Origin of the sequence: Nostoc sp. NMS7, assembly GCF_017115085.1 — a bacterium.
Taxonomy (GTDB): Bacteria; Cyanobacteriota; Cyanobacteriia; order Cyanobacteriales; family Nostocaceae; genus Nostoc.
In genome coordinates this window covers 1-23,032 of record NZ_JABXKJ010000234.1, presented here as the reverse complement: position 1 = coordinate 23,032, position 23,032 = coordinate 1, and the positions used below count along the sequence as shown (strand labels likewise).

Below are 23,032 nucleotides of genomic sequence, written 5' to 3'. Positions count from 1 at the left end.
TGCCCAATGCCCAATGCCCAATGCCCAATGCCCAATGCCCAATGCCCAATGCCCAGAAATAAATAAGGGCGCACATTTGTACGCCCTAAAAGCTAAATAAATCAAATAATAAGGATTTAAGCAGCCAGCTTATTCAGTGTCAGCTGCTGCTGCGCCTTCTTCTTCCTCACTCTTCGGTGGTCTTTGTTGGAACCTTCTCTGCATTCTTCCGGTCGTAGTCCGTTTACGAAACTTTCTGGCATACGCCTGGTTCCGTAGCGCCTTTTCTTTTTTCGGGTTACGGCGCTTGGCCATGTTCACCTCATTAATAAACAACAAAAAAGTAGCAACTAGGCATCACGTAGGCAATATCAGCTACCAATATTATTGATATACTTGTAGCCTAGTGCAGCAATTAATACGCTTTAAACAATGTACTAGTCTACCGCATTAAACCTTCTTCTGTCAATAAAAATTGATAATTATCTCCACCAGCTAAACAAAAAATACCTTTTCTTAGATTAAAATACATCAAATAGATGTAAATTAGCTAAGTATTTGTTGTTCTTGGAACAAACCAATCAATATTATCAAGAATGAGATGGCTGTCTCAAACCCTGCTTAATTTTCTCTTCTGAATTCTGAAATTGGGATTTTAACTTCTTATTCAGATTAATTTTTTGAATGTGTACTGAAAAACTATTAGTGATAGCTGGTTTGGGCAAGGCTAATGTTAGTTGTAAACTGAAAAGTTTTCTCATTCAACAAATCTTATGTATATATGAATACTGTGCTTCTATTGAAACTTGATGTTAGAATTAATAATATTCTACGTAAATCGTGAGAATAAAATCTCAAACCACAGACATCTTTGTATAAAAGAAAACTCAATTAAAATTTTATTAGTTGAGTCTATGTAAGTGGTAGAGAAGTATAGAATACAATACAAAAATTTTGAAGATTGAACGTTATTGCTTATTTTCCGGCAGCTGTCCAGTCCACACGTAGCTTATGGCGTATTGGACAAACCGTACTGGGTATGATATTTCGTCATCCTATTACTGGTACTAGTATCATTCCAATTTTACCTGATGGTCGGATCGTACTGATCCGGCGACGTGATGATGGTCTTTGGGCATTGCCTGGAGGTATGGTGGATTGGGGAGAAGATATTCCCAACACAGTCCGCCGGGAATTGATGGAGGAAACCGGGTTAGAATTAGTGAAAATTAATCGTTTGGTAGGAGTTTACTCCGCACCAGACCGCGATCCTAGAATCCATTCAATTTGTATTGTGGTTGAAGCCGAGGTGCATGGGACAATGGAGATTCAAGATACTTTGGAAGTCATGGAAATCCAAGCTTTCTATCCCAATTTACTACCTTCAGGACTGATGTCTCACGACCATACTCGGCAGTTGCAAGACTACTTGAAGGGCTTGACAACATTGGCATAATAATATTTTGTCATTAGTTATTTGTTTTTTGGTCAGATGCTAATGACCACGTATTATAGTGCTAAAACTAAATTAAAATGGTTACACTATTTCGTAACTCCCGGATAAAGCTCTCTCAAGGGCTGATATTCTGGCGTGAAGTCGGTGAAAAAACTCCGATAATTTTTTTACATGGTGCTTGGAATGAGAGCAGTCAATGGTTATCTGTGATGGAGTCTTTTGCACCAGATTTCCATTGCTTCGCACCTGATTTGTTAGGGTTTGGGGAATCAGAGAATCCGAATATCCACCATTCGATAGATTTACAAGTAGAGTGTTTAGCTGAGTTTTTGCAAGCTGTCAAGCTAGAAAAAGTATATTTAGTAGGGCATTCTCTTGGGGGTTGGATTGCTGCTAGCTATGCTTTAAAGTATCCAGAAAAAGTTGATGGTGTGGTATTGCTAGCACCAGAGGGCGTAGAGATAGCAGGACAAAAAGAGTATTGCCGGAAGATGCGGCGATTACTGAGTTATCCACCAGTAATAGTAAAATTGTTGCGATCGCTAATTCCGATGACTAAAATCTTAGGTTGGCATGAAAAAATTGCCCAGGATTTGCAGCTGCCTCAGGCACTATTACCGTATCCCATAGGTTGTCAATTACTTTTCAAAAGGCGACAAACAGAAATTGAGGCGGAATTAGTGCAAAAGCGGCTCTACATGATAGATGTCCCAGTTTTGATTTTACAAGGTGGTCAAGATACACCCGATGCTTTAGCCAAAAGTCGAGTTTATGCTCAACTGATGCCGAAGGTTGAGTTGAAAATGATTGCCCATGCTGGAAACGATTTACCAGAATCTTGTGCTGGGGTTGTAGCAATCGAGATTCGGGAGTTTATTAAAACTATCTTAAAAAGCGATAATTTCAACGAATTAAACTAGCTCATTCAGAGTTTGCTGCCAATCCACTACACATATTCCTTCGCTCTCAAAGCGTGATATGTGTTTCAAGTTTGTTGTCACAACTATGACCTGATCAAAACTTTTCAATTAGAGAATTGCTTGAGCAGCAAGAATTACATCACCATCCAAACTGTCATTACTTGCAGTAGGCTTCCCCTGGTTTCTGACCCATGCCCATAATTCGGCTGCTTTTCGCATCGTTTCGGGAGTCAGTGGTATGAGACAAATTTGACTAAGTTTGTTGAGGCGGTCTATACTTTTTTGTTTTTCTTGTCTCAATAGTTCACGCCGAAGTTCATAATCGGCTATTTCAGGCACACGTATAACAGTTTTATTTTCTCGTAAAGATTTCAACCACTGCTGTACTTTTGGGTCTATTTTTGGATGCGTTACTTTACTCAGGGGATGAGTGTCTAGCAATATGACTCTACTCATCTTTGTTACTATACTGATAGCCGATTCTGAGTTAAAGCTGCCTGAATCTGAGGATACGTTTCCTCATCGTATCCTGATTCATCAGCCATCCATTCATCAACTAGTTCTATTACCTGTTCTAAGGAATCATCTCCTTTTGCTTCCGATTCCAAAAATTGGGCAACTTCATTTTGTCTGAATTGTAACCAGTTTGGGAAGCGATTTGTTGTACTTGTTATTGGGTTTATGGTTGGAGGTGCTGCAACGATATCAACGTCGATATTCTCACTAGAAATGAATGTATTTCTTCGGTAACTCCCACGATATGGAGTGTTTTGAGTGATATAAGTGTTCACAGAACGAAATAAACGTCGTTGACCTTTGCCCAATGGCAACGATTGACCGTCAATCAAGGTATCGACTCTTGCCCTTACTGCTAGCAATTCCGCTAAAGAAAGGGCATTCAGTTGTTGCATAATCCCATCGAACTGTGATGTTTTAGGCATATCATTTCCTTACCAGACAGGAATTTCTCTCTCCATTCTATGTGATTATTACCTAGCCCTGTCTTCTTTCCTTGCGTTCCCTTTGAAAGTGCTATAGAAATCCTATCTGATTTGTGAAAATTCTCGGTATCCAGATTCCCGACTTCGTAAAAGTTGTCGGGAATCTAACTTTTCACGAATGATTTAGGATTGCTATAGGAATCATATTTGATTTCTGAAAAAATCTCGGTAGTCTTGTAGTAGCCTCTCTTGGCTAGAATGTTGCAAAAAAATTGTCGGTTGGGGAGCCACTGCGTTGCGCGGGTTTCCCGCGTTGTAGCAAGTGGCGTTGGAGGCTTTGCGTAACCCAACATCCTGATAATCAGTTGGGTTGCGCTCCGCTCCACCCAACCTACGTCTAATCCACTATTTTAGCCTAAAGGATCTACTACGTGCATTTCAAAAATCAAATACTAGTCCTATATATATTACCTATTCCCCATTTCTATTTCTCGCATTCCCCAAAATATTAAATTTTGTTCTACAATTAAATGCGCCGTGATTTCAGGATATAAGGCTTGCAAATAGTTTAATAATAAAGTGCGATCGCCTCCTTTAATCGCAATCTTCCCATCAGGAAATAAATCCCACCACGCCTCAATAAAATCTTTAATTCCAGCTAACAGAGTATAAATCACTCCACTTTGAATAGCCTCTGTAGTATTGAGTGCAAAACGTGGTGGTATAAACCTGAAATTTTGCATTTCTACTAATGGCAATTTTCCTGTTTGTTGACTGAGAATTACAAATTGTAAACCTATTCCTGGCAGAATTGCACCTCCAATCAAACATTGATTAGCATCCGCCGCCGTAAAAGTCAGCGCTGTTCCTGCATCAATCACCAACATTGGAAAACCCCACGTTTTCCCCGCACCCCATAAAGCTAAAGCGCGGTCAATTCCTAATGTGGGATACATACCTTTTAGTGGTACTTGGTCTAAGGTAATAACGCGAGTATTTGGGTAAGTTTGCCAAATAGCAGTTTGACTGGGAACTACGGAGGCTATGAGGAGGGGAGGGGGAGATGAGGGGGATGAGGGAGATAAAGAAGTATTTTCTTCCCCTGCTCGCCAATCTCCCTTAATTTTCTGATCGGGTGGAGAAATTGCCAGTAGTAAATGATCTAGGGTTTGACATTCAGCTAACTGTTGTGTAACAGACTCAGGAAGATAGTCAGTATCCCAAGCTGAGTTTAGCGTCTCGCCAATAAACAATGCCCAATGCAGCCGAGAATTTCCAATTTCCAACGCTAACCAAATTTTCTCTATCTCCCCCATCTCCCCCATCTCCTCCATCCCCCTCATCTCCCCAATCCTCTCCGATTTCACACTTTTAACTTTTTTAAGTCAGTCATCGGTTTTTTAATAAAAATTAACATTCAAGCCGTGTAACAATAAACCTAGAGGAACAAATACTCATTGTATTAAGGAGGGGAGTTATGGTAGCGCTCACCGAAAAGAGTGAAAAACGGCTGACCATACAGCAGGTGGAAATCGCTCAAGAGACGACAGCTATTCGCTCTTTGGATTGGGATCGCGATCGCTTCGATATTGAGTTTGGTCTGCAAAACGGTACCACTTATAACTCGTTTCTCATCCGTGGGGAGCAGACTGCTTTAGTTGATACCTCTCACGAAAAGTTTCGTCAACTATACTTTGATACGCTTACCGGACTAATCAAGCCAACAGAGATTGATTATTTGATTATCAGCCATACCGAGCCAGACCACAGTGGTTTAGTTAAAGATTTGCTGCAAATGGCTCCAGAAATTACCGTTGTCGGCTCTAAGGTGGCGATTCAATTTCTTGAAGATTTCCTACATCAGCCATTTAAACGGCAGATTGTGAAAAATGGCGATCGCTTGGATTTGGGCAATGGTCATGAATTTGAATTCGTGATTGCCCCAAATTTACATTGGCCGGATACAATTTTCAGCTTTGACCACAAAACCAAAATTCTTTATACTTGTGATGCCTTTGGGCTACACTATTGCTCAGATAGTACCTTTGATGAAGACTTGGCGGCGATCGAAGCAGACTTTCATTACTACTACGATTGCTTGATGGGGCCGAATGCGCGATCAGTTTTGTCCGCCCTGAAGCGGATGGCGGAACTGAAAAGCATTAGCATGATTGCCACAGGACACGGGCCATTATTATCTCACAATGTTGAGGAACTAACTGGACGTTACCGCACTTGGAGCCAAACACAAACTAAGGCAGAAACGGCAGTTGGGATATTTTACGTTTCCGAATACGGATATAGCGATCGCCTCGCGCAAGCAATTGCCAATGGTATCGCTAAAACTGGTGTCGCGGTGGAAATTGTCGATTTGGGATCTGAAGTCGATTTACAAGAACTGCGGGAACTAGTAAGCCGTTGTGCTGGACTAATCGTTGGTCTACCTCCGGCTTCCGGTGCTGCGAGTATCCAAGCTGCCCTCAGTACAGTATTAGGATCTGCTAAAGAAAAGCAAGCGATCGGCGTGTTTGAAACTGGTGGTGGCGATGATGAGCCGATAGATCCTTTGCTGAGTAAATTCCGCAATTTGGGTTTGACAACGGTTTTTCCAGCGATTCGGATTAAACAAACACCCACAGAAAACACTTACAAGTTGTGCGAAGAAGCAGGTACAGATTTAGCTCAATGGGTAACACGCGATCGCAGCATCAAAGCCATGAAATCTCTCGGTGCAGACTTAGATAAAGCACTAGGCAGACTTAGCGGCGGATTATATATTATTACTGCCAAAAAAGGTGATGTTTCCAGTGCTATGCTAGCCTCGTGGGTGAATCAAGCCAGCTTTAAACCCTTGGGATTCTCCATTGCAGTAGCCAAAGATCGGGCAATTGAATCACTCATGCAAGTGGGCGATCGCTTTGTTCTCAACGTCCTAGAAGAAGGCAATTTCCAACCATTAATGAAGCACTTTTTGAAACGGTTCGGACCTGGTGCTGATCGCTTTGAAGGTGTGAGAACCCAGCCAGCCCAAAATGGTGCCCCCATCCTCAACGACGCCCTCGCCTACATGGAGTGCGAAGTTGTCAGTAGAATGGATTGCGGCGACCATTGGGGAGTATACAGCACCGTCTACGCCGGACGGGTTTCTAAGCCAGATGCTTTAACTGCTGTGCATCATCGCAAAGTCGGAAACCACTACTAATTTTGGATTTTGGATTTTGGTGAGGTAGCCCCCGTCTGGGGGACTGCCGAACCCGAAGGGATTTTAGATTAATAATCCAAAATCCAAAAACACTCAATAAAGCATTTGTTCAGTGTTCAGTATAGCCCTCCCTACTTAATATTCATAGTTTGGATGTTTAATTAACAATTCAAAATCTAAAATCTAAAATCTAAAATTGTTTTCGCCATGTTAAAAAATAAACCCCGTGATGTTCAAGTTTATCCAATAGCTACAGATACAAGAATACTGCGATCGCGCAGTTGGTCAAGGCTGAGATTTGAAATTGAATACGCTCTTGCTAAGGGTACAACTGCTAATTCTTATTTAATCGAAAGCGAGAAAACCGCAATTATCGATCCTCCAGGCGAAACCTTTACGCAAATATATTTAGAAGCATTGCAGCAGCGTTTCCATGTCGAAGAGTTAGATTATGTGATTTTGGGACACGTAAATCCTAACCGCGCTGTAACTTTAAAAGCTTTGTTGGAAATTGCCCCGCAAATTACTTTTGTTTGTTCAAATCCCGGCGCAATAAATTTACGTGGGGCGCTGGAAAATCTAGATTTGCAAATTCTTGTTATGCGGGGTGAAGAAACCCTAAATTTGGGCAACGGGCATAATTTACAATTTATTCCCACCCCCAATCCCCGCTATGCAGATCAACTTTGCACCTACGATCCGCAAACAGAAATTTTGTATACAGATAAGTTATTTGGGGCGCATGTTTGCGGAGATCAGGTATTTGATGAAGGCTGGGAAGTATATAACGAAGACCGTCGCTATTATTTTGATTGCCTCATGGCTCCCCACGCCCGTCAAGTTGAAACAGCGCTGGATAAACTTGTCGATTTTCCCGTGCGAATGTATGCCAATGGTCACGGGCCTTTGGTACGGGATGGCTTAATCGAATTGACCAAAGCTTATCGGGAATGGAGTCAACAGCAAACTTCTGCTGACTTGACAGTAGCGTTGATTTATGCTTCAGCTTACGGAAATACAGCCACATTAGCTCAAGCGATCGCTCGTGGGATCACAAAAGCTGGTGTTGCTGTAGAATCGATTAATTGTGAATTTACTGAACCTGAAGATATCCGGGTTGCTGTCGAAAAATCTGCTGGCTTTGTCATCGGTTCACCTACTCTCGGCGGTCATGCACCGACACCTGTACAAACAGCTTTAGGAATTGTGTTATCCACCGCTACTAATAATAAACTCGCTGGTGTTTTTGGTTCCTTTGGCTGGAGTGGGGAAGCGGTTGATTTAATCGAAGGTAAATTGAAAGATGCCGGCTATCGGTTTGGTTTTGACACTATCCGCGTCAAATTCAAACCCGACGATGCCACCTTACAATTGTGTGAAGAAGCTGGAACCGACTTTGCCCAAACACTGAAGAAAACCCGAAAAGTGCGAACGCCTAGTCAACCTGCAACAAGTGTAGAACAAGCAGTTGGTCGGATTGTCGGTTCTCTTTGTGTTCTCACAGCAAAAGAAGGCGATCGCTCCAGTGCCATGTTAGCGTCTTGGGTGTCTCAAGCCAGCTTTAGTCCCCCTGGTTTAACTATCGCCGTCGCTAAAGACCGCGCAGTAGAAACACTGACACATACAGGAAATAAATTTGTCCTTAACATCCTTAAAGAAGGGAATCACTTGGGATTGATGAAGCACTTTCTTAAACCCTTCGGGCCAGGACAAGACAGATTTGCTGATGTCAACACTGAAGAAACCGAAAACGGTTCTCCCATACTTACAGATGCCCTAGCATATCTCGAATGTTCTGTACAAAACCGGATGGAATCTGGCGATCATTGGCTGGTTTATGCAACTGTCGAGAGTGGCAAATTACTAAATCAAGATGGCGTTACAGCCGTGCATCATCGCAAGTCGGCAACTCATTATTAATTGGGCATGGGGCATTGGGCATTGGGGGTTAGGAAATTCTTTCCCAGTCTCTAGAATTAAGCTTAAAAAGTCAAAGTTTGGAGAGCGATCGCATATCATCTTGTTTTCATGAATCGGCTATTGGTAAGCTTGTTTGGAGGGATGCGATCGCAAGCCGTCTTATTCTGATAACTCAACGCTCTTTGTTAAAAATCATTACCATGACGTTACGTGAACTTGAAGATCAAGCACTGAGATTATCTGCCGAGGATCGTTGGCAGTTAATTAATACATTGGTGCGATCGCTCCAACCAAAACTTCAGCCAACATCAAAGGCGAAGGGTTTAGCTGCGAGTTTAATCGGCATTGCAAAGACTGACACCCTACCACCTACAGATGAAGAAGTGAAAGCCATGCTAGATGAGCGGTTGGTGCAAAAGTATCTGTAATGCGAGTTTTATTTGATACGAACGTTCTGCTGGATGCTTTGCTAGCGCGTGAACCTTTTGTGGCGGATGCTGCTTTTTTGCTAGAGACGGTTGAATCGGGGCAAGTTGAAGGGTTTATGTCGGCAACAACGGTTACGGATGTGCATTATTTGGTTAGACGCCAAACTAGAAGTGCTGAAGTTGCGATTGCCGCAGTGACTCAATTGTTGGGACTGATGGAAATTTGTGCAGTCGATCGCGGGGTGCTGGAACAGGCGATCGCATTGGGGTTGACTGATTTTGAAGATGCGGTACAGGTAGCATCGGCGATTAAGTTGGGGTTGGAGGCAATCGTTACTCGTGATCTAGATGGATTCACAGGTTCACCGATTCGAGTACTCTCACCTAAAGATATGAGAAATCGGTTGATGTAGCAGAATGACTGAAAAGTTCGATGTAGCAGAATGACTGAAAAGTTCTGGGAGAGCGTAAAAAATTCCTGCCACTGACAATCGGGCGTTTGCAAGTCGTCTTATCCTGATAACTCAATGCTCTCTGTTAGAAATCATTGCTATGACGTTACGTGAACTTGAAGATTAAGCACTGAGATTAGGTGCCAACGATCCTCGTTCAAGATTTTATTTGTGACTATATCTTTTAGAGTGTTTGGGGTGAAAACGGAATGCAGCCTTTTAGATTTGCTCTTAAGCAGATAGAAAATCCTCTCTTGAGATACCCGCTTGAGTACAGATGGATCTCAACGTCTAACCTTTAATTTGAGAGTGGTTAGGCATAGTCAGTGGAGTTTTTGTTCCATCTTCGTTTTCTCGTTCCATAACAATATGCTCTCGTTTCCTAATAACAGTAAATCCCAGAAATTCCAATGTCTTAATTACTTTAGCTTTAGGTGCGTCTACTGGAAATTTAACCATTAAATAGGAACCTCAGCTTCCGCCACAAAAGCTTCTAGTAGTGGTGATTCCTCTTCTAAAACCTCTTGACCAAATGTCTCTATATGGCAGCGCATAGCAGATTTAACATCAGCTAGTGCTTCTTCATAGCTATCACCTTCGCCAACTACAACCCCCTTGATACCCAAGGGATAGGCTACGTAACCGTCATTATGTTTTTCAACAATAATTTTGATTGCTCTCATTGATTTTCTTTGTAGTCCTATTTCATTTAACTTATATATTTTATGCTCTCTTGTCGTTTTATTATGCCCTTAGATGAAGATGTGGCTCAGGTTTTCACCACACCAGAATCGGGTAATGAATGCCTCCCTTTTTTGGGTAGGGTAGTATAAAATTAGTTTCGGAGAAACTATTAAACATGACTCTGGCATCAAGTAGAAAAGCAGACTATTTAGAGGAATCGCTTCTCCGTGACTTTGAGGAGTGTTTGCTTCAACCGGATGTACGAAAGTCAGCTAAAGATATCATGGATTTACTTGCTGACGAGTTCATTGAGTTCGGAAGCTCAGGGCGTGTTTTCGATAAACAGCAAATTATCAAGAGCTTAGAGAATGAACCCATCGAACCCCTGACTCAAAGATCGATAACAGAATTCAAAACGTTAGTTTTAGCAACAGGGGTTATTTTAGTAACTTATCGTATAGTCAGACATGGTGGATCTGGCGAACAGCCTGTTCATTCGCTGCGAAGTTCCATCTGGAAATTGAACAACGATCAATGGAAAATGATCTTTCATCAGGGCACTTTGGTTAGAGAATCATAGGCGTGCTGATTTGAGCGTAGAGGAATTTATTGCATTACTGTAGCGTGAGTTATTAAGCGTGTCAGCGATCGCGGCTTTGAATGAAAAAGGAGCAGTTCAATGGATACAGTTGTGCTAAATCTAGACCTAATTGTTCATCTAACGGATGAGCAGTTTTATCAACTCTGCATGGCGAATAAAGATTTAAATCTGGAACTAAATGCCCAAAGAGAACTGATTAATCCTCAAGAACAGCAGGTGGAGATTTACCGAAAAGGATTGCCTGTAGAGGTAATTCAAATGCCAGCGCTAATTTCTGCCGAAGAGGTTTGGCCTGGGTTTCAGTTACAGGTATGATATTATCTTACAATTGCCAAAGCATCCCAACCGAAATTATTTAGAGTCAAAGTTTTGCATAGAAAAGGCTCAAGCATTTCTACCTGAGCCTTTTCTAAATTTAATTAAATTACTTTCGTCTATTCAGCTTAGTAACGGTTACGATTGTAGCCACCGCCACCACCGCCACCGCCACCGCCACGGTTTCCACCACCGAAGGAGGAACCACCCCTATCTTCTCTGGGCTTGGCTTTATTAACTTTCAGGTCACGACCAAGCCATTCAGCACCATCAAGGGCTTCAATGGCTTTTGTTTCTTCATCTTCTGAATTCATTTCCACAAAAGCAAAGCCGCGTAAACGGCCTGTTTCACGGTCAGTCGGTAATTGAACACGCTTTACACTACCATATTCTGCAAATACAGCACTTAGCGCGTCTTGTGTAACTTCATAGGAGAGGTTACCTACGTAAATTGACATTAAATGTCTCCAAAATCATAAGTTTGTAGAGATTTAGATTTCGGAGAGAAGTCTGTAATACCAAAAGGGAAAAGCCTGTCAATACTAAAAACAAACACTGTCGCCGAATTAATTCTCATTTCACTTCCCATGATGGCATAACAACTAACTTTCTGGGGTAAAGTTTCAAAAAATGTTATAAAAAGTTATGTTGCCAGTTGATAGCTAAGTGCTGGCTAGTCCCAAAAGGGGTGAGGCCATAGGGAACCGCACCCACGAGATCAACTAATCCACTCTCTTTTCTAAATATTGACCAATCATCAACTGCTCACCAGCACGGGAAATAATGGTTTGTCTGGTGCGGTATTTGCTGCCAATTAGCTTTAACTCTTCCTCAAACACTGAACCACTGTATTCAGTTCGCAAAAACAGTGTTTTCGGGTTGGAGAAATAATACTGGGCGGTGACTGGTTTGGATATGGCAAAACCGCGATCGCGATATAAAATGTTTCCCATAACCCCAAATAATGTTGAACCTTGCGACTCTTTCGTTGCCTTCAGCACATCCCTACTTTCCCATGTAACTGCGGCACCACAGATCAAACTATCTGTATCAGATAAATCGTGCATTTGAGCTAGCTTTTGCAATTCATCACAGCCTTGCTCTAAAAAATTGATCGTAACTATACTTTCCATCTCCTTGGTTTCTCCCTCAGGTAGGGTGTAGTAGCGTCGTTGCGATTGCCACTTACCCATTGATTCCTGGAAAAATTCGGAAATCTGGGATTCCTGAGCAGTTTGTGCAATTTTTAGCAATGATGTCACTCGTAACTTTCCTCGCCTAAGGTTATCTGATAGCTGTAGTAGATAGATATCGGGCTTTTCTTTGCTGTATATGCGATGTCTACGACGGGCTACGCCTACGCTTGATCGAAATCTTACAGCCTCAAAAAAAGCAATATATGTTTACTATTCTTAATATATTAGATCAAGCGTAAAAATTACTAGTTGCTATGGTAAGTTTGACTATGTAAGCCTAAGTACAGTTATTTGATACTGCCCATTTTAGAAGTAGGGGCGTAAAACTCCTATATCTTCAGTAAACGCAAGTCTTCTACTAGCGGCAGATTGCAATAACCTTAAAAATATTTATACTTAAGTTAAGAATTGCATCGTCAGCTAAAAAGCTGTGTCATTGATGTAATGAGTTAAAGTGGTGAGAATTTTTCGTGATAAAAAAGTAGTTTTTGATACAAAATTCTGCAAGAAGATAGCTAATTGACTCTCGCCGCTTTTCATTAGTCATACTGTCTCAAAATTACTTGGTAATGCACGGCTGTTTAACCCCAAAAGCTCCCCAAATAGAAGAAAAATAAATGATTTTGGACAGAAATAAGCCGCAGAAGCAGGCGAAAATCTCACCTTTCGCAGCCGCTAACCAGGTAATTAATACCCAGTTAGATTCAGTTGTGAAGACTGATGTGGCTGTTGCAAATACAAAGGTATCTTCCCCTTTTATATCCATATTATTGATTCCCTGTTTGCTGGGCATAGGACTGCTGATAGCGAATTGTGGAGCGTCGCCCAAGGAATCGGCTGATGCAGAATCTCAGAGTCCTGGTGGTGCTGCAACGGCTGTAGATATGGCGATCGCTCGAACTGACTTGCTGCAAAAACAACCAGAATATACAGGTAATACAACACCCTTTCGGATTGTATCAGTGCGATCGCAGGTAGAAGCGCGGTTGTTGGCTTTGAACTTAGATGTCGGCGATCCAGTAAAGGTTGGGCAAAACGTCGGGCAGTTAGATGATGCCATACTTTCGACCCAATTAAAGCAAGCAGAAGCAGAACTAGCAGCCCTGAAATCAGAAGTAGCGAGGGCAACCAATCAGGTAAGCAATGCCCGTGCAGAGGTGGAACGGGCGCGGCTACAAGTGGTGCAAGCTCAGGCAGACTCAGAACGGCAGCAGAGATTGTTCAAAGCCGGAGCGATCGCTGAACAAACTGCTCAGCAATCACGCACCGAAGCTAAAACAGCTGCCCAGGCATTGCGAGCAGCCCAAGAACAAGTCCGTACAGAACAGCAAGCCGTCGCCGCCGCCCAAGGTAGAGTAATTGCCCAACAGGCATTGGTTGCTCAAACCAAAGAGCGCAGCTCTTACGCTCGGCTGACATCGCCGATCACTGGCGTAGTCACACAAAAGGTGACAGAACCCGGCAATCTTCTGCAAGCAGGTAACGAAGTCTTAAAAATTGGCGACTTTAACCGTGTGAAAGTCGTCGTCCAAGTTTCGGAATTAGAACTGTCACAAATTCAAGTTGGGCAGTCTGTACAAGTGCGCTTAGATGCCTTCCCCAAGGAAGCATTAATTGGCAGAGTGACGCGCATTTCCCCAGCTGCCGATGCCACATCTCGCTTGATACCTGTAGAGGTAGTGATTCCCAACAATCAAGCCAAGATTGGTAGTGGACTGCTGGCACGAGTCAATTTTGAAACCCAGACAACACAGCGCGTAGTAGTGCCGCAAACAGCGATTCAAAAACAAGCAGGCAGTAATAACTCCAAGGGTACAGGGGAGACGCAAACAAATCTACGGCAGAATTCCCCATCTAACACATCTGGTATGACAGAGGCAAAGTCACAAGACCGAAGTGGAGCAATATTTGTCGTCAAAGACACAGAAGGCAAAACGAAGGTAACAGCACGAGCCGTAATGTTAGGAAAAAAGGCTGATGGTAGAGTCGAAATTTTATCTGGTTTGCAAGCGGGAGAGCGCTATGTTGTTCGTAGTGGTAAGGCGTTAAAAGAAGGTGACACTGTAAGTCTTTCAATTCTTTCAGAAAAGCAATAAAAAAAGTATTCAGTAGTCACCACTTATCACTTAGGATCATGCAACAGGCAAATAATAATAATGGCAATAGCGGATTTAGTCTCAGCGCGATCGCTATCCGCCAACACATTGGCACACTCATGCTCACCGTGGCAGTAATTGTCATTGGGGTATTTTTTCTCACAACCATCCAAGTCGATCTCCTACCGTCAATTACTTATCCACGAGTTAGTGTCCGGCTAGAAGCCCCTGGTATTTCACCGGAAGTATCGGATTCTGGGGCAAAATTCCGAGCCATTGACTCGGACTGTAGGGCGCTTCCAAAATGCTAAGGAAATTGAAAACCTTTCCTTGGAAGTTTCCTCTTCTTCCCCTGCTACCACTAATACCACTAATACTAGTAATACCAATACCACTACTACAACTACTACCCCTGCACCTCCAGGCCGCGTTTATTTGCGAGACTTTGCGGAAGTAATTGACGATACAGAAGAGCAGCGAGTATTTGTTTACCTCAATCGTCAGCCTGCGGTGAAATTTTCCATCCAAAAGCAACCTGAGGCCAATACAATCACAGTTGTAGATGCTGTGAAGCGGCGAATTGAACAATTACGGCAATCGGGTTTAATTCCAGCAGACATGACTTTGAGTCCCACCACAGATGAATCTGTTTTCATCCGTAATTCTTTAAATGATGTGATCTTTTCGGGGATTTCTGGGGCATTGTTAGCAGCAGCAGCAGTGTTGTTATTTTTAGGATCATTCAGGCAAACATTTATTATCAGTTTGACGATTCCGTTGTGTACTCTAGCAGCGATCGCTCTGATGAAAATATTTGGCTTGACTTTAAATGTATTCAGTTTAGCAGGGTTGACATTAGGAGTCGGTCAAGCAATTGATACATCGGTTGTGATTTTGGAGAACATTTCCGAAAAAACAGGCATGACTCCCAATCAAAAAGAGATGGAGGCACAGGGGCAGAAGAGAAATTCAACATTTTTTATTGACAGTGCGATCGCAGCTTCCCAAGAAGTAGAATCTGCTTTAGTTGCTGCTACAACTGCTAACTTAGTTTCTGTAGTGCCATTCCTCTTAATTGGCGGCTTTATTGCACTGCTATTTAATGAACTGATTCTAACAATTAGCTTTGCAGTCGCAGCCTCCCTTGTCGTTGCAATTACAGTAGTGCCGATGCTGTCCTCTCGACTCTTGGGAATTCCCTGGTCTAGTCGGATCAGTGAATTTTGGCTGCTTAAACAATTTAATCAGCGATTTGAAGATGCTACGCTCTTATACGGGAACTTCTTAACCAGAGTTTTACGTTATCGGCTCCTCGTAGTTACCGTTGCTTTGCTAATTTTAGGCGGTAGCAGCTTCTTTATGTTTGGTCAAATTCCCCAAGAAATTTTACCCCGCATCAGTACTGGTCAAGCTAACTTGAGAGCGCAGTTTCCTCCCGGTACACCTTTAGCAACTTCTGAAAAAGTTATGCAAATTGTCGATGACATTTTGCTCAAACAACCAGAAACACAATCTGCTTTCACAACTGTCGGTGGTAATTTATTTGGCAACAGTACTACAGAAAATCCTTTACGTGCCAGCAGCACTATCAATCTTAAACCAGGCACAGATGTCGAAGCTTTCGTCAAAAAAGTAACTCAAGAATTTAACAAACTCAACTTAGCAGGAATTCTGCTGCGCCTCAATCCTGGTCAGGTGCGGGGTTTAATCTTGAGTAATTCTCCAGTGCAAGGGTCTGACGTTGACGTGATTTTGCAAGGCGAGAATGAAGAAAACTTAATACAAGCAGGCGCACAAGTACTGGAAGCATTGCAGGAAAGGGCAAAATTAGCGACATTCCGACCAGATGCCGACCCTCGGCAACCAGAAATCCAAATTCGCCCCGACTGGGAAAGGGTTTCGGCTTTAGGGTTGAGCGCTCAAGAAATTGGTGCAACAGTTCAAACAGCAATTGAAGGTTCAGTTCCGACGCAAATTCAACGCGGGAATCGTTTAGTTGATGTGCGGGTGCAGCTAAATAAAGAAGCGATTCAACGTCCTTCCCAGTTAGAGCGATTACCGCTATTTACAGAAAATAATCAACTAATCCGCCTTTCAGATGTTGCGGACATTCAAGAAGGTCAAGCGCCTGGTGAAGTGCAACGGATTAATCAGCGCCAAGCTTTTATTGTCGCCGGAAATCTTAGCGAAGGAGCTAGTCTTGGTGAAGCGATCGCCGAAGTCAACAAGGTACTCCAGGATGTAGACTTACCTGATGGGGTTTCAATTGTGCCTAGTTCTGCCCAAGAAACTAATCAGCAACTTCAAGATGCTTTAAAAACTTTGGGGGCGTTGGCAGTGTTCTTAATCTTTGTAGTCATGGCGGTGCAATACAATTCGCTGATTGACCCATTGGTAATTATCTTCACCGTACCACTAGCGTTAGCTGGGGGAATTTTTGGACTTTACATTACCCAAACTGCAATTGGCGCAACTGTAATTGTTGGTGTCGTGCTACTGGTGGGAATTGTGGTGAACGCAGGGATTCTAATGGTTGAATTGGCAAACCAAATTCGAGAAGAAGAAGGTTGTACACGCCAAATTGCGATCATGAAAGCTGCTCCTCAACGCTTACGCCCAATTATCATGACTACAGTCACCACTATTTTGGGACTATTTCCTTTGGCATTGGGCATTGGTGAAGGTTCGGAGTTTTTGCAGCCTTTAGGGATTGTAGTTTTCTTTGGGATGGCGATCGCAACAATGCTGACATTATTTATCATCCCCTGTTTTTATATTCTGCTGCACGATTTACTGGGTGGAAATTGGGCGAAGCCAGTGTTAACCAAATTGCGTGGATTTAAGAAAAAATTGATTTGAATCCCTGATCAGGATTAACGCAAAACAGTGTACACAGTTTATCGAATTACCCAAAACAAAAACCTCAAAGAGTCCTGACCGACATCCCTCTCCTTACTAAGGAGAGGGACAGGTTTTGCGTAGCATAACCAGGGTGAGGTTTCTTATTCGCTTTAAAGTAAAGCGGCGTTGCATGGTTAACTAGCTGATGTCTCGTCTATAATCTTCTTAAATCTCTCAATCACATCCTTTTGGATCAACTTGAAATCGGAATTTTCTATTTTATTTTCAGCTTGGTCTGTGCCATCAACATTGAATTTGCCGTAATAAACTTCTACAGGAAAATACAATGGACTACCATTCAAACCTTTCTTAAGGAAAAGAATGTATTTCGCATTCTTGACTAGCGGTTGGTAATCCTCAAATACCTGAAGGAAACTTTTACCCGTGATCCTGTCTGCAACTATAGCTGCTTGTTGTCCGATCAATAGCGTGTCAGAATATGACGCACCTTTCAGCACACGTTGTACTTTAAATTTAGTTTGGGAGATCGCTTGAGTAACGTAGCCCTCCAAATCACGTTGAATTAAGGGTGTACTTTCCGTGATCGATTGCGTTGGTTTTCCAATAGCGATAATATCTGATTTTGCAATTAAATCCTCTATATCTTTTGGTACTATAATACTCCCCTCTGTTCTTGTAACTGTCAAACCCTCAATCATTTCAGTACTTGCAGATACTTTCTCGGTACTTTGTGCTAAGGATTTGGTTGTATTGTTTGCAGTAACTACACCAGCACCAAAGATGGCGATCACTACAATAGTTGTAAAATAAATTCTCATTTTTAAATTCCTGAATCAACTAATGTTTTGGGTGTATTAGCCTTTGGTGCTTTAAATGTAGCTTTAAAATTAAAGCGATCGCTACACTTTTAATACCTTACTGGGGACTGGGGACTAGCAAAACATAACCGACAATCACCAATACTTCTCTACGAGAGGCTGCGCCAACGGCTTCTCTACGAGACGCTGTTCGCGTTCGCTCAGTACAAGTGCCCAATACTTCTCTACGAGAGGCTGCGCCAACGACTTCTCTACGAGACGCTGTTCGCGTTCGCTCAGTACAAGTGTCTAATGCCCTCATTCTGTAATTAATTGACGATACACTGCCAGTGTTTCCTGATGGACGCGGGCAACACTCAGCCATTCTAGGTTTTGATTTGCCCGATGTTTCCATTCGTGCAGCATATCGTCATTACTCAGTAATTGTACTAAAACTCCAGCCAAAGCATTACTATCTTTTGCTGGCACTAAAAGACCTGCTTGCCCATTGTCCAAAGCTTCAGGAATCCCGTCTACCTGAGTCCCAACGATCGCAGTTCCAGCTTCCCTAGCTTCCGAAAGTACCAGAGGGCAAGGGTCACGATGGGAAGCCAGCACAAATATGTCAGAAGATATGAGATAGCGTTGAGGTTGCGGCTGGAAACCTTCAAAATGAATACGTTCTTTTACAGAAGTTGCTTGTGCCTGTGCCTCAAATAGCTGTTTATCAGGGCCATTTCCGACCAAATAAAGATGCGTTTGGGGAAAATCTGAAGCAATTTGTGCAAAGGCAGCGATTAATTCAGTGATTCCTTTGCGTTGATACATTCCGGCTACGGTAGCGATCGCTGGACGCTGTAATGGTAAAGGTTGATAATCTTGTATTGGATGGGTGCGGGGACTGCCCAAAGTTCCGTTGCAGACTACCCGCAACTTATTTTCGGAAATACCGCGCTTGGCCATAGAATCTCGCACAGCCTTGCTGACAGCAATTACCCTGTCAGCTAAACCCATCAGCAGGCTAGCACGTTGAAATTCGTTGTGTACTGTAGAAACTAAAGCATAGTTGTGTCCTTTAAAAATGCGTGCTAATATGACTCCGGTCATCATGTGTGCATGAACAATATCCGGCTGAAATTCAGCTGCGATCGCTCGATAACGGATAACTGCTTTCATCATACTTATCGGTTTCCTAGTTTGGTCTAGTTGGTAGTGTTTAACACCACAAATACTTAGTAAAGTCTCGTATTCACCACCAGCAGAAATAACCGCTACCTCATGACCAGATTTTGCCTGTAAACAAGCCAGATCCACAGCCACATTTACAATACCGTTACCTATTTCTTGAACGTGGTTCAAAATATGTATGATTCGCATAATCTTTGAGATATGTATAAAAAAGCAAGATAAGTAACTGAGTATAAATCAACATAATTATTGAGGTCTTCAATAACAACTCAAAAGTACTCACTAGTGCGTAAAATTGACCACTTACTACTGACTAAGAGTGTTTCTAACCAATTACTTAGCTTAAAGACTTATTCATTAACGGCAGGGTAAATCGGGGTAAAACTCCAAAATTCTGAAGACCGAATCTACTATTTCAGTCGCTATACCGTTATTTGCTATTCGCTAATATCCTGGCATCAAGCTTTAGTAGCGCACAGCAGAAATATGAATAAGCTGTTGTGCCTTTAATTTGCACTAATATTTTTTCAATATGATTGTGAAGTAGACCGGAAAGCCCGCTCTGATAATGCCAGTTGTATACGCACCCTTACTCCAATTCATCAACATCAGCACTTTCCCCTTCCGACTCAACAGGCTCAAACTTCACCTTGTAGTATAAATCCTGTAAGGAAATCTCAAATGGTACGGTTACAAGTGCGATCGCTTCATCTTCTTCATCATATTCACGAAGCGCCCATTGCTTTTTCCCAGTTTTGGAAAATTGATCTACATGAATCCGAGTTTGGTCAATTAATAAATATTCTTGAAAGGTAGAAATAGTTCGGTAAGCCTGAAATTTATCTTCGCGCTCGTAGCCTTTGGTCGATTTTGATAAAACCTCAACAATGATTTGTGGGTTGAGAATTATATCTCTTCGGTTGTTAAAAAACTCTGGTTCACCTGCCAGAATCATCACATCTGGATACGTATAGGTTCGCTTTTGGGATATCCACAGACGAACATCACCCATAAAAACCTGGTAGTTCTGCTTTTCAAAAGCAAAATTCAACTCAGTACTTAAGTTGAGTGCTATTTTATTGTGATTTACTGTTCCACCCGCCATAGAAATTATTTGCCCATCAATGTATTCACTTTTATACTCAGCAACTTCTTCTAACTCTAAATATTCCTCTGGGGTATAGTATCGCTGTTGTGTTATTTGCATAATTTTATCGGGTAGCAATGTTTAACAATACGGAGCGTCTAGGTACGAAAGAGATTTTACCCATGTTTACCGAACAGTTTAACGTGGTTAGATAGAGGTATTATCTGTTTTGTACAAAGTAGGCGTAGGCGCAGCCCAACCTAGGTCTTACCCTGAGCCTGTCGAAGGGCATCGCTATTTGAATTCACTAAATACAATATTTGATTAATTCGTAGCCAAATAAATTAACCAAAACTCTGCGTCACTTTGCGTTTCCTTCTCTGCGAGACGCTTTGCGAATGCGTCCCTCTGCGTTTAAAAACATTGCGATTTTACGCAAAGCTGTACTAAGTACCTCACTTCACAAATAACCTGTAATCAAGATAGCCAGCCCCCTTTCCTACTGATAACCAGCTGCTTGTAACAAAAACAACTTGGCATAACGTCCGCCTAGCTGTAATAATTCTTCATGAGTTCCCTGTTCGATAACTTCCCCGTCTTCAATAACTACGATTTTGTCAGCCATCCGCACCGTCGAGAAACGATGGGAAATCAAAAGTACCATCTGATTTTGAGTAATAGCGCGAAAATGATTGAAAATCTCAAACTCAGCTTGGGCATCTATTGCTGATGTTGGTTCATCTAACACTAAGATATCTGCTTGCGATCGCATAAAAGCACGAGAGAGGGCAATTTTCTGCCACTGTCCCCCCGAAAGTTCCTGTCCTCCCTTGAACCAACGACCAAGCTGAGTCTGGAAGCTTTGGGGTAATTGGTCAATAAAAGATTGCGCCATGCCTTTTTGGGCAGCAGTTTGCCAACGGGTTTTGTTTTCGAGATGTTCGACATCACCCACGCCAATATTCTCACCCACAGTAAATTGGTAACGGACAAAGTTCTGAAAAATTACACCAATGCGACGCCGCAACACATCCACATCCCATTCCTGTAAATCCAAGCCATCTAAGAAAATTCGTCCAGAATCCGGGGTATAGAGTCGGGTAAGTAGTTTGATTAAGGTAGTCTTACCGGAACCGTTTTCACCCACAATTGCCAATTTCTCTCTCGGTTTCAAATGCAGGGAAATGTTTTTCAACGCTGGCTTGGAACTTCCCGGATAAGTAAATGATACGTTCTCAAAACGCATACCATCTTGGGGATTTAAACCAATGGTTGCCTTCCCCGAAGACTTTGGTACTTCCTCTTCCAGGAAATCGTAGAGATTTGATAGATATAGGTTGTCTTCATACATTCCTCCAATAGAAGTGAGGGCATTGGAGAAAGTAGACTGTCCTTGACGAAAAACCGTAAGATACAGCGTCATATCTCCCAAGGAAATCTTACCTAGCACTGTTTCTAGCACAATCCAAGCATAAGCTACGTAAAAAGCACCAGTACTGACTAAACTCAGGAGATACCCCCACAATCCTCGCCGCAGAGTCAAATCGCGGTCTTCCCCATAGAGTTGCTCAAACAGGTTGCGGTAACGTTCTAGCAGCATCTCTCCCAACTGGTAGAGTTTGACTTCTGTGACAAAATCTTCTCTTGCTAGCAGATTTTCTAAGTAGTTTTGTTGACGAGTTTCTGGCGCACGCCAACTAAACAAGCGAAAGCCTTCTCCCGCAAACTTTGTTTCCGCAATAAATACGGGCATAGCTGCCACAATTAGCATTACCACCGCCCAAATTGAGAAATTTACTAGCAAAATACCGTAGGTAATTAGGGAAAGAGCATTTTGCACTAACCCAAAGGTGCGGTTTACTAAGGAAAGGGGACGAACCGATGCTTCTCGTCGTGCATTAGTCAATTTGTCATAAAATTCTGAGTCTTCAAACTGCCTAAGATCCAGTTTCAGCGCTTTTTCTAAGATGAGTACATTCACACGCTGACCCATTAGCGCCCGCAATAACGACTGACAAATGATCAGTCCTCTCTGACTGCCTGCTAGTAGAATTACAGCGATCGCTTCTAATCCTACATACCACAGAGAGGGATAAATATTCACAAAACCATTGCTTTGTGAATTAACTTGAGAGGCAAATACCACCGCATCAACAATTAACTTACCAATGTAAGATATCGCCGCCGGTAAAATACCACCCACCAAAGTTAAACTAGCCAAAAGAATAGTAAGCGATCGGCTAGTAGTCCATACTAGGTTTACAGCCCGTCCACTATAACGGAAAACCGTCAGTGATTGGCGTAAGATATTTCTTTTTTTTTAATTTTCATCTTTTTTGCGCGAGATACCCCAGCTTGGGCGGATCTACCTAACTCTATATTAATCTTTATAAATTTTACATTTTTATCAGAATGTTGGCTGAAAACCCCGAAGTTGAAGCCTAAAAACTAGTTTTGTAGGGTGTGTTATGCCGTAGGCTAACGCACTAGGGTGTTAACTTTGTACCATTTTAGGTGTTCAAAATTCATGCAAAATATATATATGTCATTGGTTCTGCGTTGATGCAGCCACATTTTCATTTACAGCAAGATGTGTTAAAAATTCTGTATATATAATATCCAAAATAGGGGTTTAAAAAAGAAGTTTTCCGCATATACAGAAAGAAGGTAGCTGTAATGCTTGATATATTAGGATTTAGAAAAAGATTATACCGAAACTTTCCGTATAATAAATAGTTAGGCTTCGGAGACAGGTACACGCTTAGAGCGTCATCTCGATTAATCCACTACAGAGTCAATAAGCTTCGGATCAAAAGTGTTGAATGTTAAGAGAAATCCGATAAAAACAGCCCCAAATATGTTAAATTTTGGGCGGAAGATTAAAGTATATCTATTTGATAGTGATGAT

General features: G+C 42.2%; 21 protein-coding genes and 2 pseudogenes. 10 read left to right on the top strand and 13 right to left on the bottom strand.

The genetic code is table 11. The annotated features are described in order from the left end of the window. Positions 1-129 precede the first annotated feature (129 nt). Positions 130-294: a hypothetical protein gene (locus tag HWQ38_RS30550; protein WP_167407613.1), complete on the bottom strand. Its 165-nt coding sequence runs from the start codon at positions 292-294 to the stop codon at positions 130-132. 646 nt (positions 295-940) lie between these two features. Here HWQ38_RS30550 and HWQ38_RS30545 point away from each other — a divergent pair. Further along, positions 941-1,435: an NUDIX hydrolase gene (locus HWQ38_RS30545; RefSeq protein ID WP_292801339.1), complete on the top strand. Its 495-nt coding sequence runs from the start codon at positions 941-943 to the stop codon at positions 1,433-1,435. A 77-nt stretch (positions 1,436-1,512) separates the two neighbouring features. Then, entirely contained in the window at positions 1,513-2,355 is an 843-nt protein-coding gene (locus HWQ38_RS30540; protein ID WP_292801337.1) for an alpha/beta hydrolase, read from the top strand. Here HWQ38_RS30540 and HWQ38_RS30535 read toward each other — a convergent pair. From HWQ38_RS30535 to HWQ38_RS30525, 3 genes and pseudogenes are all read right to left on the bottom strand, one after another. Continuing rightward, positions 2,347-2,811, bottom strand: a pseudogene (locus tag HWQ38_RS30535) (PIN domain-containing protein). The gene HWQ38_RS30540 and the pseudogene HWQ38_RS30535 overlap by 9 nt on opposite strands. A gap of 8 nt (positions 2,812-2,819) precedes the next feature. Continuing rightward, a complete protein-coding gene (locus HWQ38_RS30530) occupies positions 2,820-3,296 on the bottom strand; it encodes a hypothetical protein (RefSeq protein ID WP_292801335.1) in 477 nt (158 codons plus the stop codon). Positions 3,297-3,763: 467 nt separating this feature from the next. Then, positions 3,764-4,630: a pantothenate kinase gene (locus HWQ38_RS30525; RefSeq protein WP_292801342.1), complete on the bottom strand. Its 867-nt coding sequence runs from the start codon at positions 4,628-4,630 to the stop codon at positions 3,764-3,766. Positions 4,631-4,773: 143 nt separating this feature from the next. Between HWQ38_RS30525 and HWQ38_RS30520 the strand changes: the two genes are divergently transcribed. The 4 genes from HWQ38_RS30520 to HWQ38_RS30505 all read left to right on the top strand — a co-directional run bounded on the left by HWQ38_RS30520 (position 4,774) and on the right by HWQ38_RS30505 (position 9,259). After that, positions 4,774-6,498 (top strand): diflavin flavoprotein, encoded by a 1,725-nt coding sequence (locus HWQ38_RS30520; RefSeq protein ID WP_292801333.1) that lies wholly within the window; start codon positions 4,774-4,776, stop codon positions 6,496-6,498. A 207-nt stretch (positions 6,499-6,705) separates the two neighbouring features. After that, positions 6,706-8,418: a diflavin flavoprotein gene (locus HWQ38_RS30515; protein WP_292801331.1), complete on the top strand. Its 1,713-nt coding sequence runs from the start codon at positions 6,706-6,708 to the stop codon at positions 8,416-8,418. Positions 8,419-8,495: 77 nt separating this feature from the next. Then, entirely contained in the window at positions 8,496-8,846 is a 351-nt protein-coding gene (locus HWQ38_RS30510) for a hypothetical protein (protein WP_292801329.1), read from the top strand. Continuing rightward, entirely contained in the window at positions 8,846-9,259 is a 414-nt protein-coding gene (locus HWQ38_RS30505) for a PIN domain-containing protein (RefSeq protein ID WP_292801328.1), read from the top strand. Before HWQ38_RS30510 ends, HWQ38_RS30505 begins: the two co-directional genes overlap by 1 nt. Before the next feature lie 330 nt (positions 9,260-9,589). Here the strand turns inward: HWQ38_RS30505 and HWQ38_RS30500 are convergent, their stop codons facing one another. Beyond that, a complete protein-coding gene (locus HWQ38_RS30500) occupies positions 9,590-9,757 on the bottom strand; it encodes a type II toxin-antitoxin system HicA family toxin (RefSeq protein ID WP_292801326.1) in 168 nt (55 codons plus the stop codon). Further along, positions 9,757-9,981 (bottom strand): hypothetical protein, encoded by a 225-nt coding sequence (locus HWQ38_RS30495; protein WP_292801324.1) that lies wholly within the window; start codon positions 9,979-9,981, stop codon positions 9,757-9,759. The genes HWQ38_RS30500 and HWQ38_RS30495 overlap by 1 nt, the downstream gene beginning before the upstream one ends. Positions 9,982-10,157: 176 nt before the next feature. On the opposite strand from HWQ38_RS30495, the gene HWQ38_RS30490 reads away from it, so the two are divergent. Then, positions 10,158-10,562: a DUF4440 domain-containing protein gene (locus tag HWQ38_RS30490; RefSeq protein WP_292801322.1), complete on the top strand. Its 405-nt coding sequence runs from the start codon at positions 10,158-10,160 to the stop codon at positions 10,560-10,562. 99 nt (positions 10,563-10,661) lie between these two features. Then, the gene (locus HWQ38_RS30485) at positions 10,662-10,898 is read left to right on the top strand and encodes a hypothetical protein (protein WP_292801320.1); all 237 of its coding nucleotides are present in this window, start codon (positions 10,662-10,664) and stop codon (positions 10,896-10,898) included. Between the two features lie 128 nt (positions 10,899-11,026). Here the strand turns inward: HWQ38_RS30485 and HWQ38_RS30480 are convergent, their stop codons facing one another. Continuing rightward, entirely contained in the window at positions 11,027-11,356 is a 330-nt protein-coding gene (locus HWQ38_RS30480) for an RNA-binding protein (RefSeq protein WP_292801318.1), read from the bottom strand. 264 nt (positions 11,357-11,620) lie between these two features. After that, complete coding sequence (locus HWQ38_RS30475) at positions 11,621-12,160, bottom strand: phycobiliprotein lyase (RefSeq protein WP_292801316.1); 540 nt, start codon at positions 12,158-12,160, stop codon at positions 11,621-11,623. A gap of 551 nt (positions 12,161-12,711) precedes the next feature. Here HWQ38_RS30475 and HWQ38_RS30470 point away from each other — a divergent pair. Both HWQ38_RS30470 and HWQ38_RS30465 read left to right on the top strand, forming a co-directional pair. Next, entirely contained in the window at positions 12,712-14,190 is a 1,479-nt protein-coding gene (locus HWQ38_RS30470; protein ID WP_292801315.1) for an efflux RND transporter periplasmic adaptor subunit, read from the top strand. Positions 14,191-14,228: 38 nt separating this feature from the next. Then, a pseudogene (locus HWQ38_RS30465) lies at positions 14,229-17,049 on the top strand (efflux RND transporter permease subunit). Between the two features lie 176 nt (positions 17,050-17,225). Here HWQ38_RS30465 and HWQ38_RS30460 read toward each other — a convergent pair. From HWQ38_RS30460 to HWQ38_RS30440, 5 genes are all read right to left on the bottom strand, one after another. Then, positions 17,226-17,870 carry a hypothetical protein gene (locus HWQ38_RS30460; RefSeq protein WP_292801313.1) on the bottom strand — a complete coding sequence of 215 codons (645 nt, stop codon included), beginning with the start codon at positions 17,868-17,870 and terminating at the stop codon, positions 17,226-17,228. A 97-nt stretch (positions 17,871-17,967) separates the two neighbouring features. Further along, a complete protein-coding gene (locus HWQ38_RS30455) occupies positions 17,968-18,171 on the bottom strand; it encodes a hypothetical protein (RefSeq protein ID WP_292801311.1) in 204 nt (67 codons plus the stop codon). Further along, the gene (locus HWQ38_RS30450) at positions 18,168-19,226 is read right to left on the bottom strand and encodes a glycosyltransferase family 4 protein (protein ID WP_292801309.1); all 1,059 of its coding nucleotides are present in this window, start codon (positions 19,224-19,226) and stop codon (positions 18,168-18,170) included. The genes HWQ38_RS30455 and HWQ38_RS30450 overlap by 4 nt, the downstream gene beginning before the upstream one ends. A 400-nt stretch (positions 19,227-19,626) precedes the next feature. Beyond that, entirely contained in the window at positions 19,627-20,244 is a 618-nt protein-coding gene (locus tag HWQ38_RS30445; protein WP_292801307.1) for a Uma2 family endonuclease, read from the bottom strand. A gap of 379 nt (positions 20,245-20,623) precedes the next feature. Continuing rightward, positions 20,624-22,432, bottom strand: coding sequence for an ABC transporter ATP-binding protein (locus HWQ38_RS30440; RefSeq protein WP_292801340.1), 1,809 nt, complete (start codon positions 22,430-22,432; stop codon positions 20,624-20,626). Between the last annotated feature and the right edge of the window lie 600 nt (positions 22,433-23,032).

Bases quoted from the DNA above. Each gene is read 5' to 3' on its own strand.
- HWQ38_RS30550 (WP_167407613.1), bottom strand. From the start codon at position 294: ATGGCCAAGCGCCGTAACCCGAAAAAAGAAAAGGCGCTACGGAACCAG.
- HWQ38_RS30540 (WP_292801337.1), top strand. From the start codon at position 1,513: ATGGTTACACTATTTCGTAACTCCCGGATAAAGCTCTCTCAAGGGCTG.
- HWQ38_RS30530 (WP_292801335.1), bottom strand. From the start codon at position 3,296: ATGCCTAAAACATCACAGTTCGATGGGATTATGCAACAACTGAATGCC.
- HWQ38_RS30525 (WP_292801342.1), bottom strand. From the start codon at position 4,630: ATGGAGGAGATGGGGGAGATGGGGGAGATAGAGAAAATTTGGTTAGCG.
- HWQ38_RS30520 (WP_292801333.1), top strand. From the start codon at position 4,774: ATGGTAGCGCTCACCGAAAAGAGTGAAAAACGGCTGACCATACAGCAG.
- HWQ38_RS30515 (WP_292801331.1), top strand. From the start codon at position 6,706: ATGTTAAAAAATAAACCCCGTGATGTTCAAGTTTATCCAATAGCTACA.
- HWQ38_RS30505 (WP_292801328.1), top strand. From the start codon at position 8,846: ATGCGAGTTTTATTTGATACGAACGTTCTGCTGGATGCTTTGCTAGCG.
- HWQ38_RS30500 (WP_292801326.1), bottom strand. From the start codon at position 9,757: ATGGTTAAATTTCCAGTAGACGCACCTAAAGCTAAAGTAATTAAGACA.
- HWQ38_RS30495 (WP_292801324.1), bottom strand. From the start codon at position 9,981: ATGAGAGCAATCAAAATTATTGTTGAAAAACATAATGACGGTTACGTA.
- HWQ38_RS30490 (WP_292801322.1), top strand. From the start codon at position 10,158: ATGACTCTGGCATCAAGTAGAAAAGCAGACTATTTAGAGGAATCGCTT.
- HWQ38_RS30485 (WP_292801320.1), top strand. From the start codon at position 10,662: ATGGATACAGTTGTGCTAAATCTAGACCTAATTGTTCATCTAACGGAT.
- HWQ38_RS30480 (WP_292801318.1), bottom strand. From the start codon at position 11,356: ATGTCAATTTACGTAGGTAACCTCTCCTATGAAGTTACACAAGACGCG.
- HWQ38_RS30470 (WP_292801315.1), top strand. From the start codon at position 12,712: ATGATTTTGGACAGAAATAAGCCGCAGAAGCAGGCGAAAATCTCACCT.
- HWQ38_RS30460 (WP_292801313.1), bottom strand. From the start codon at position 17,870: ATGAGAATTTATTTTACAACTATTGTAGTGATCGCCATCTTTGGTGCT.
- HWQ38_RS30455 (WP_292801311.1), bottom strand. From the start codon at position 18,171: ATGAGGGCATTAGACACTTGTACTGAGCGAACGCGAACAGCGTCTCGT.
- HWQ38_RS30450 (WP_292801309.1), bottom strand. From the start codon at position 19,226: ATGCGAATCATACATATTTTGAACCACGTTCAAGAAATAGGTAACGGT.
- HWQ38_RS30445 (WP_292801307.1), bottom strand. From the start codon at position 20,244: ATGCAAATAACACAACAGCGATACTATACCCCAGAGGAATATTTAGAG.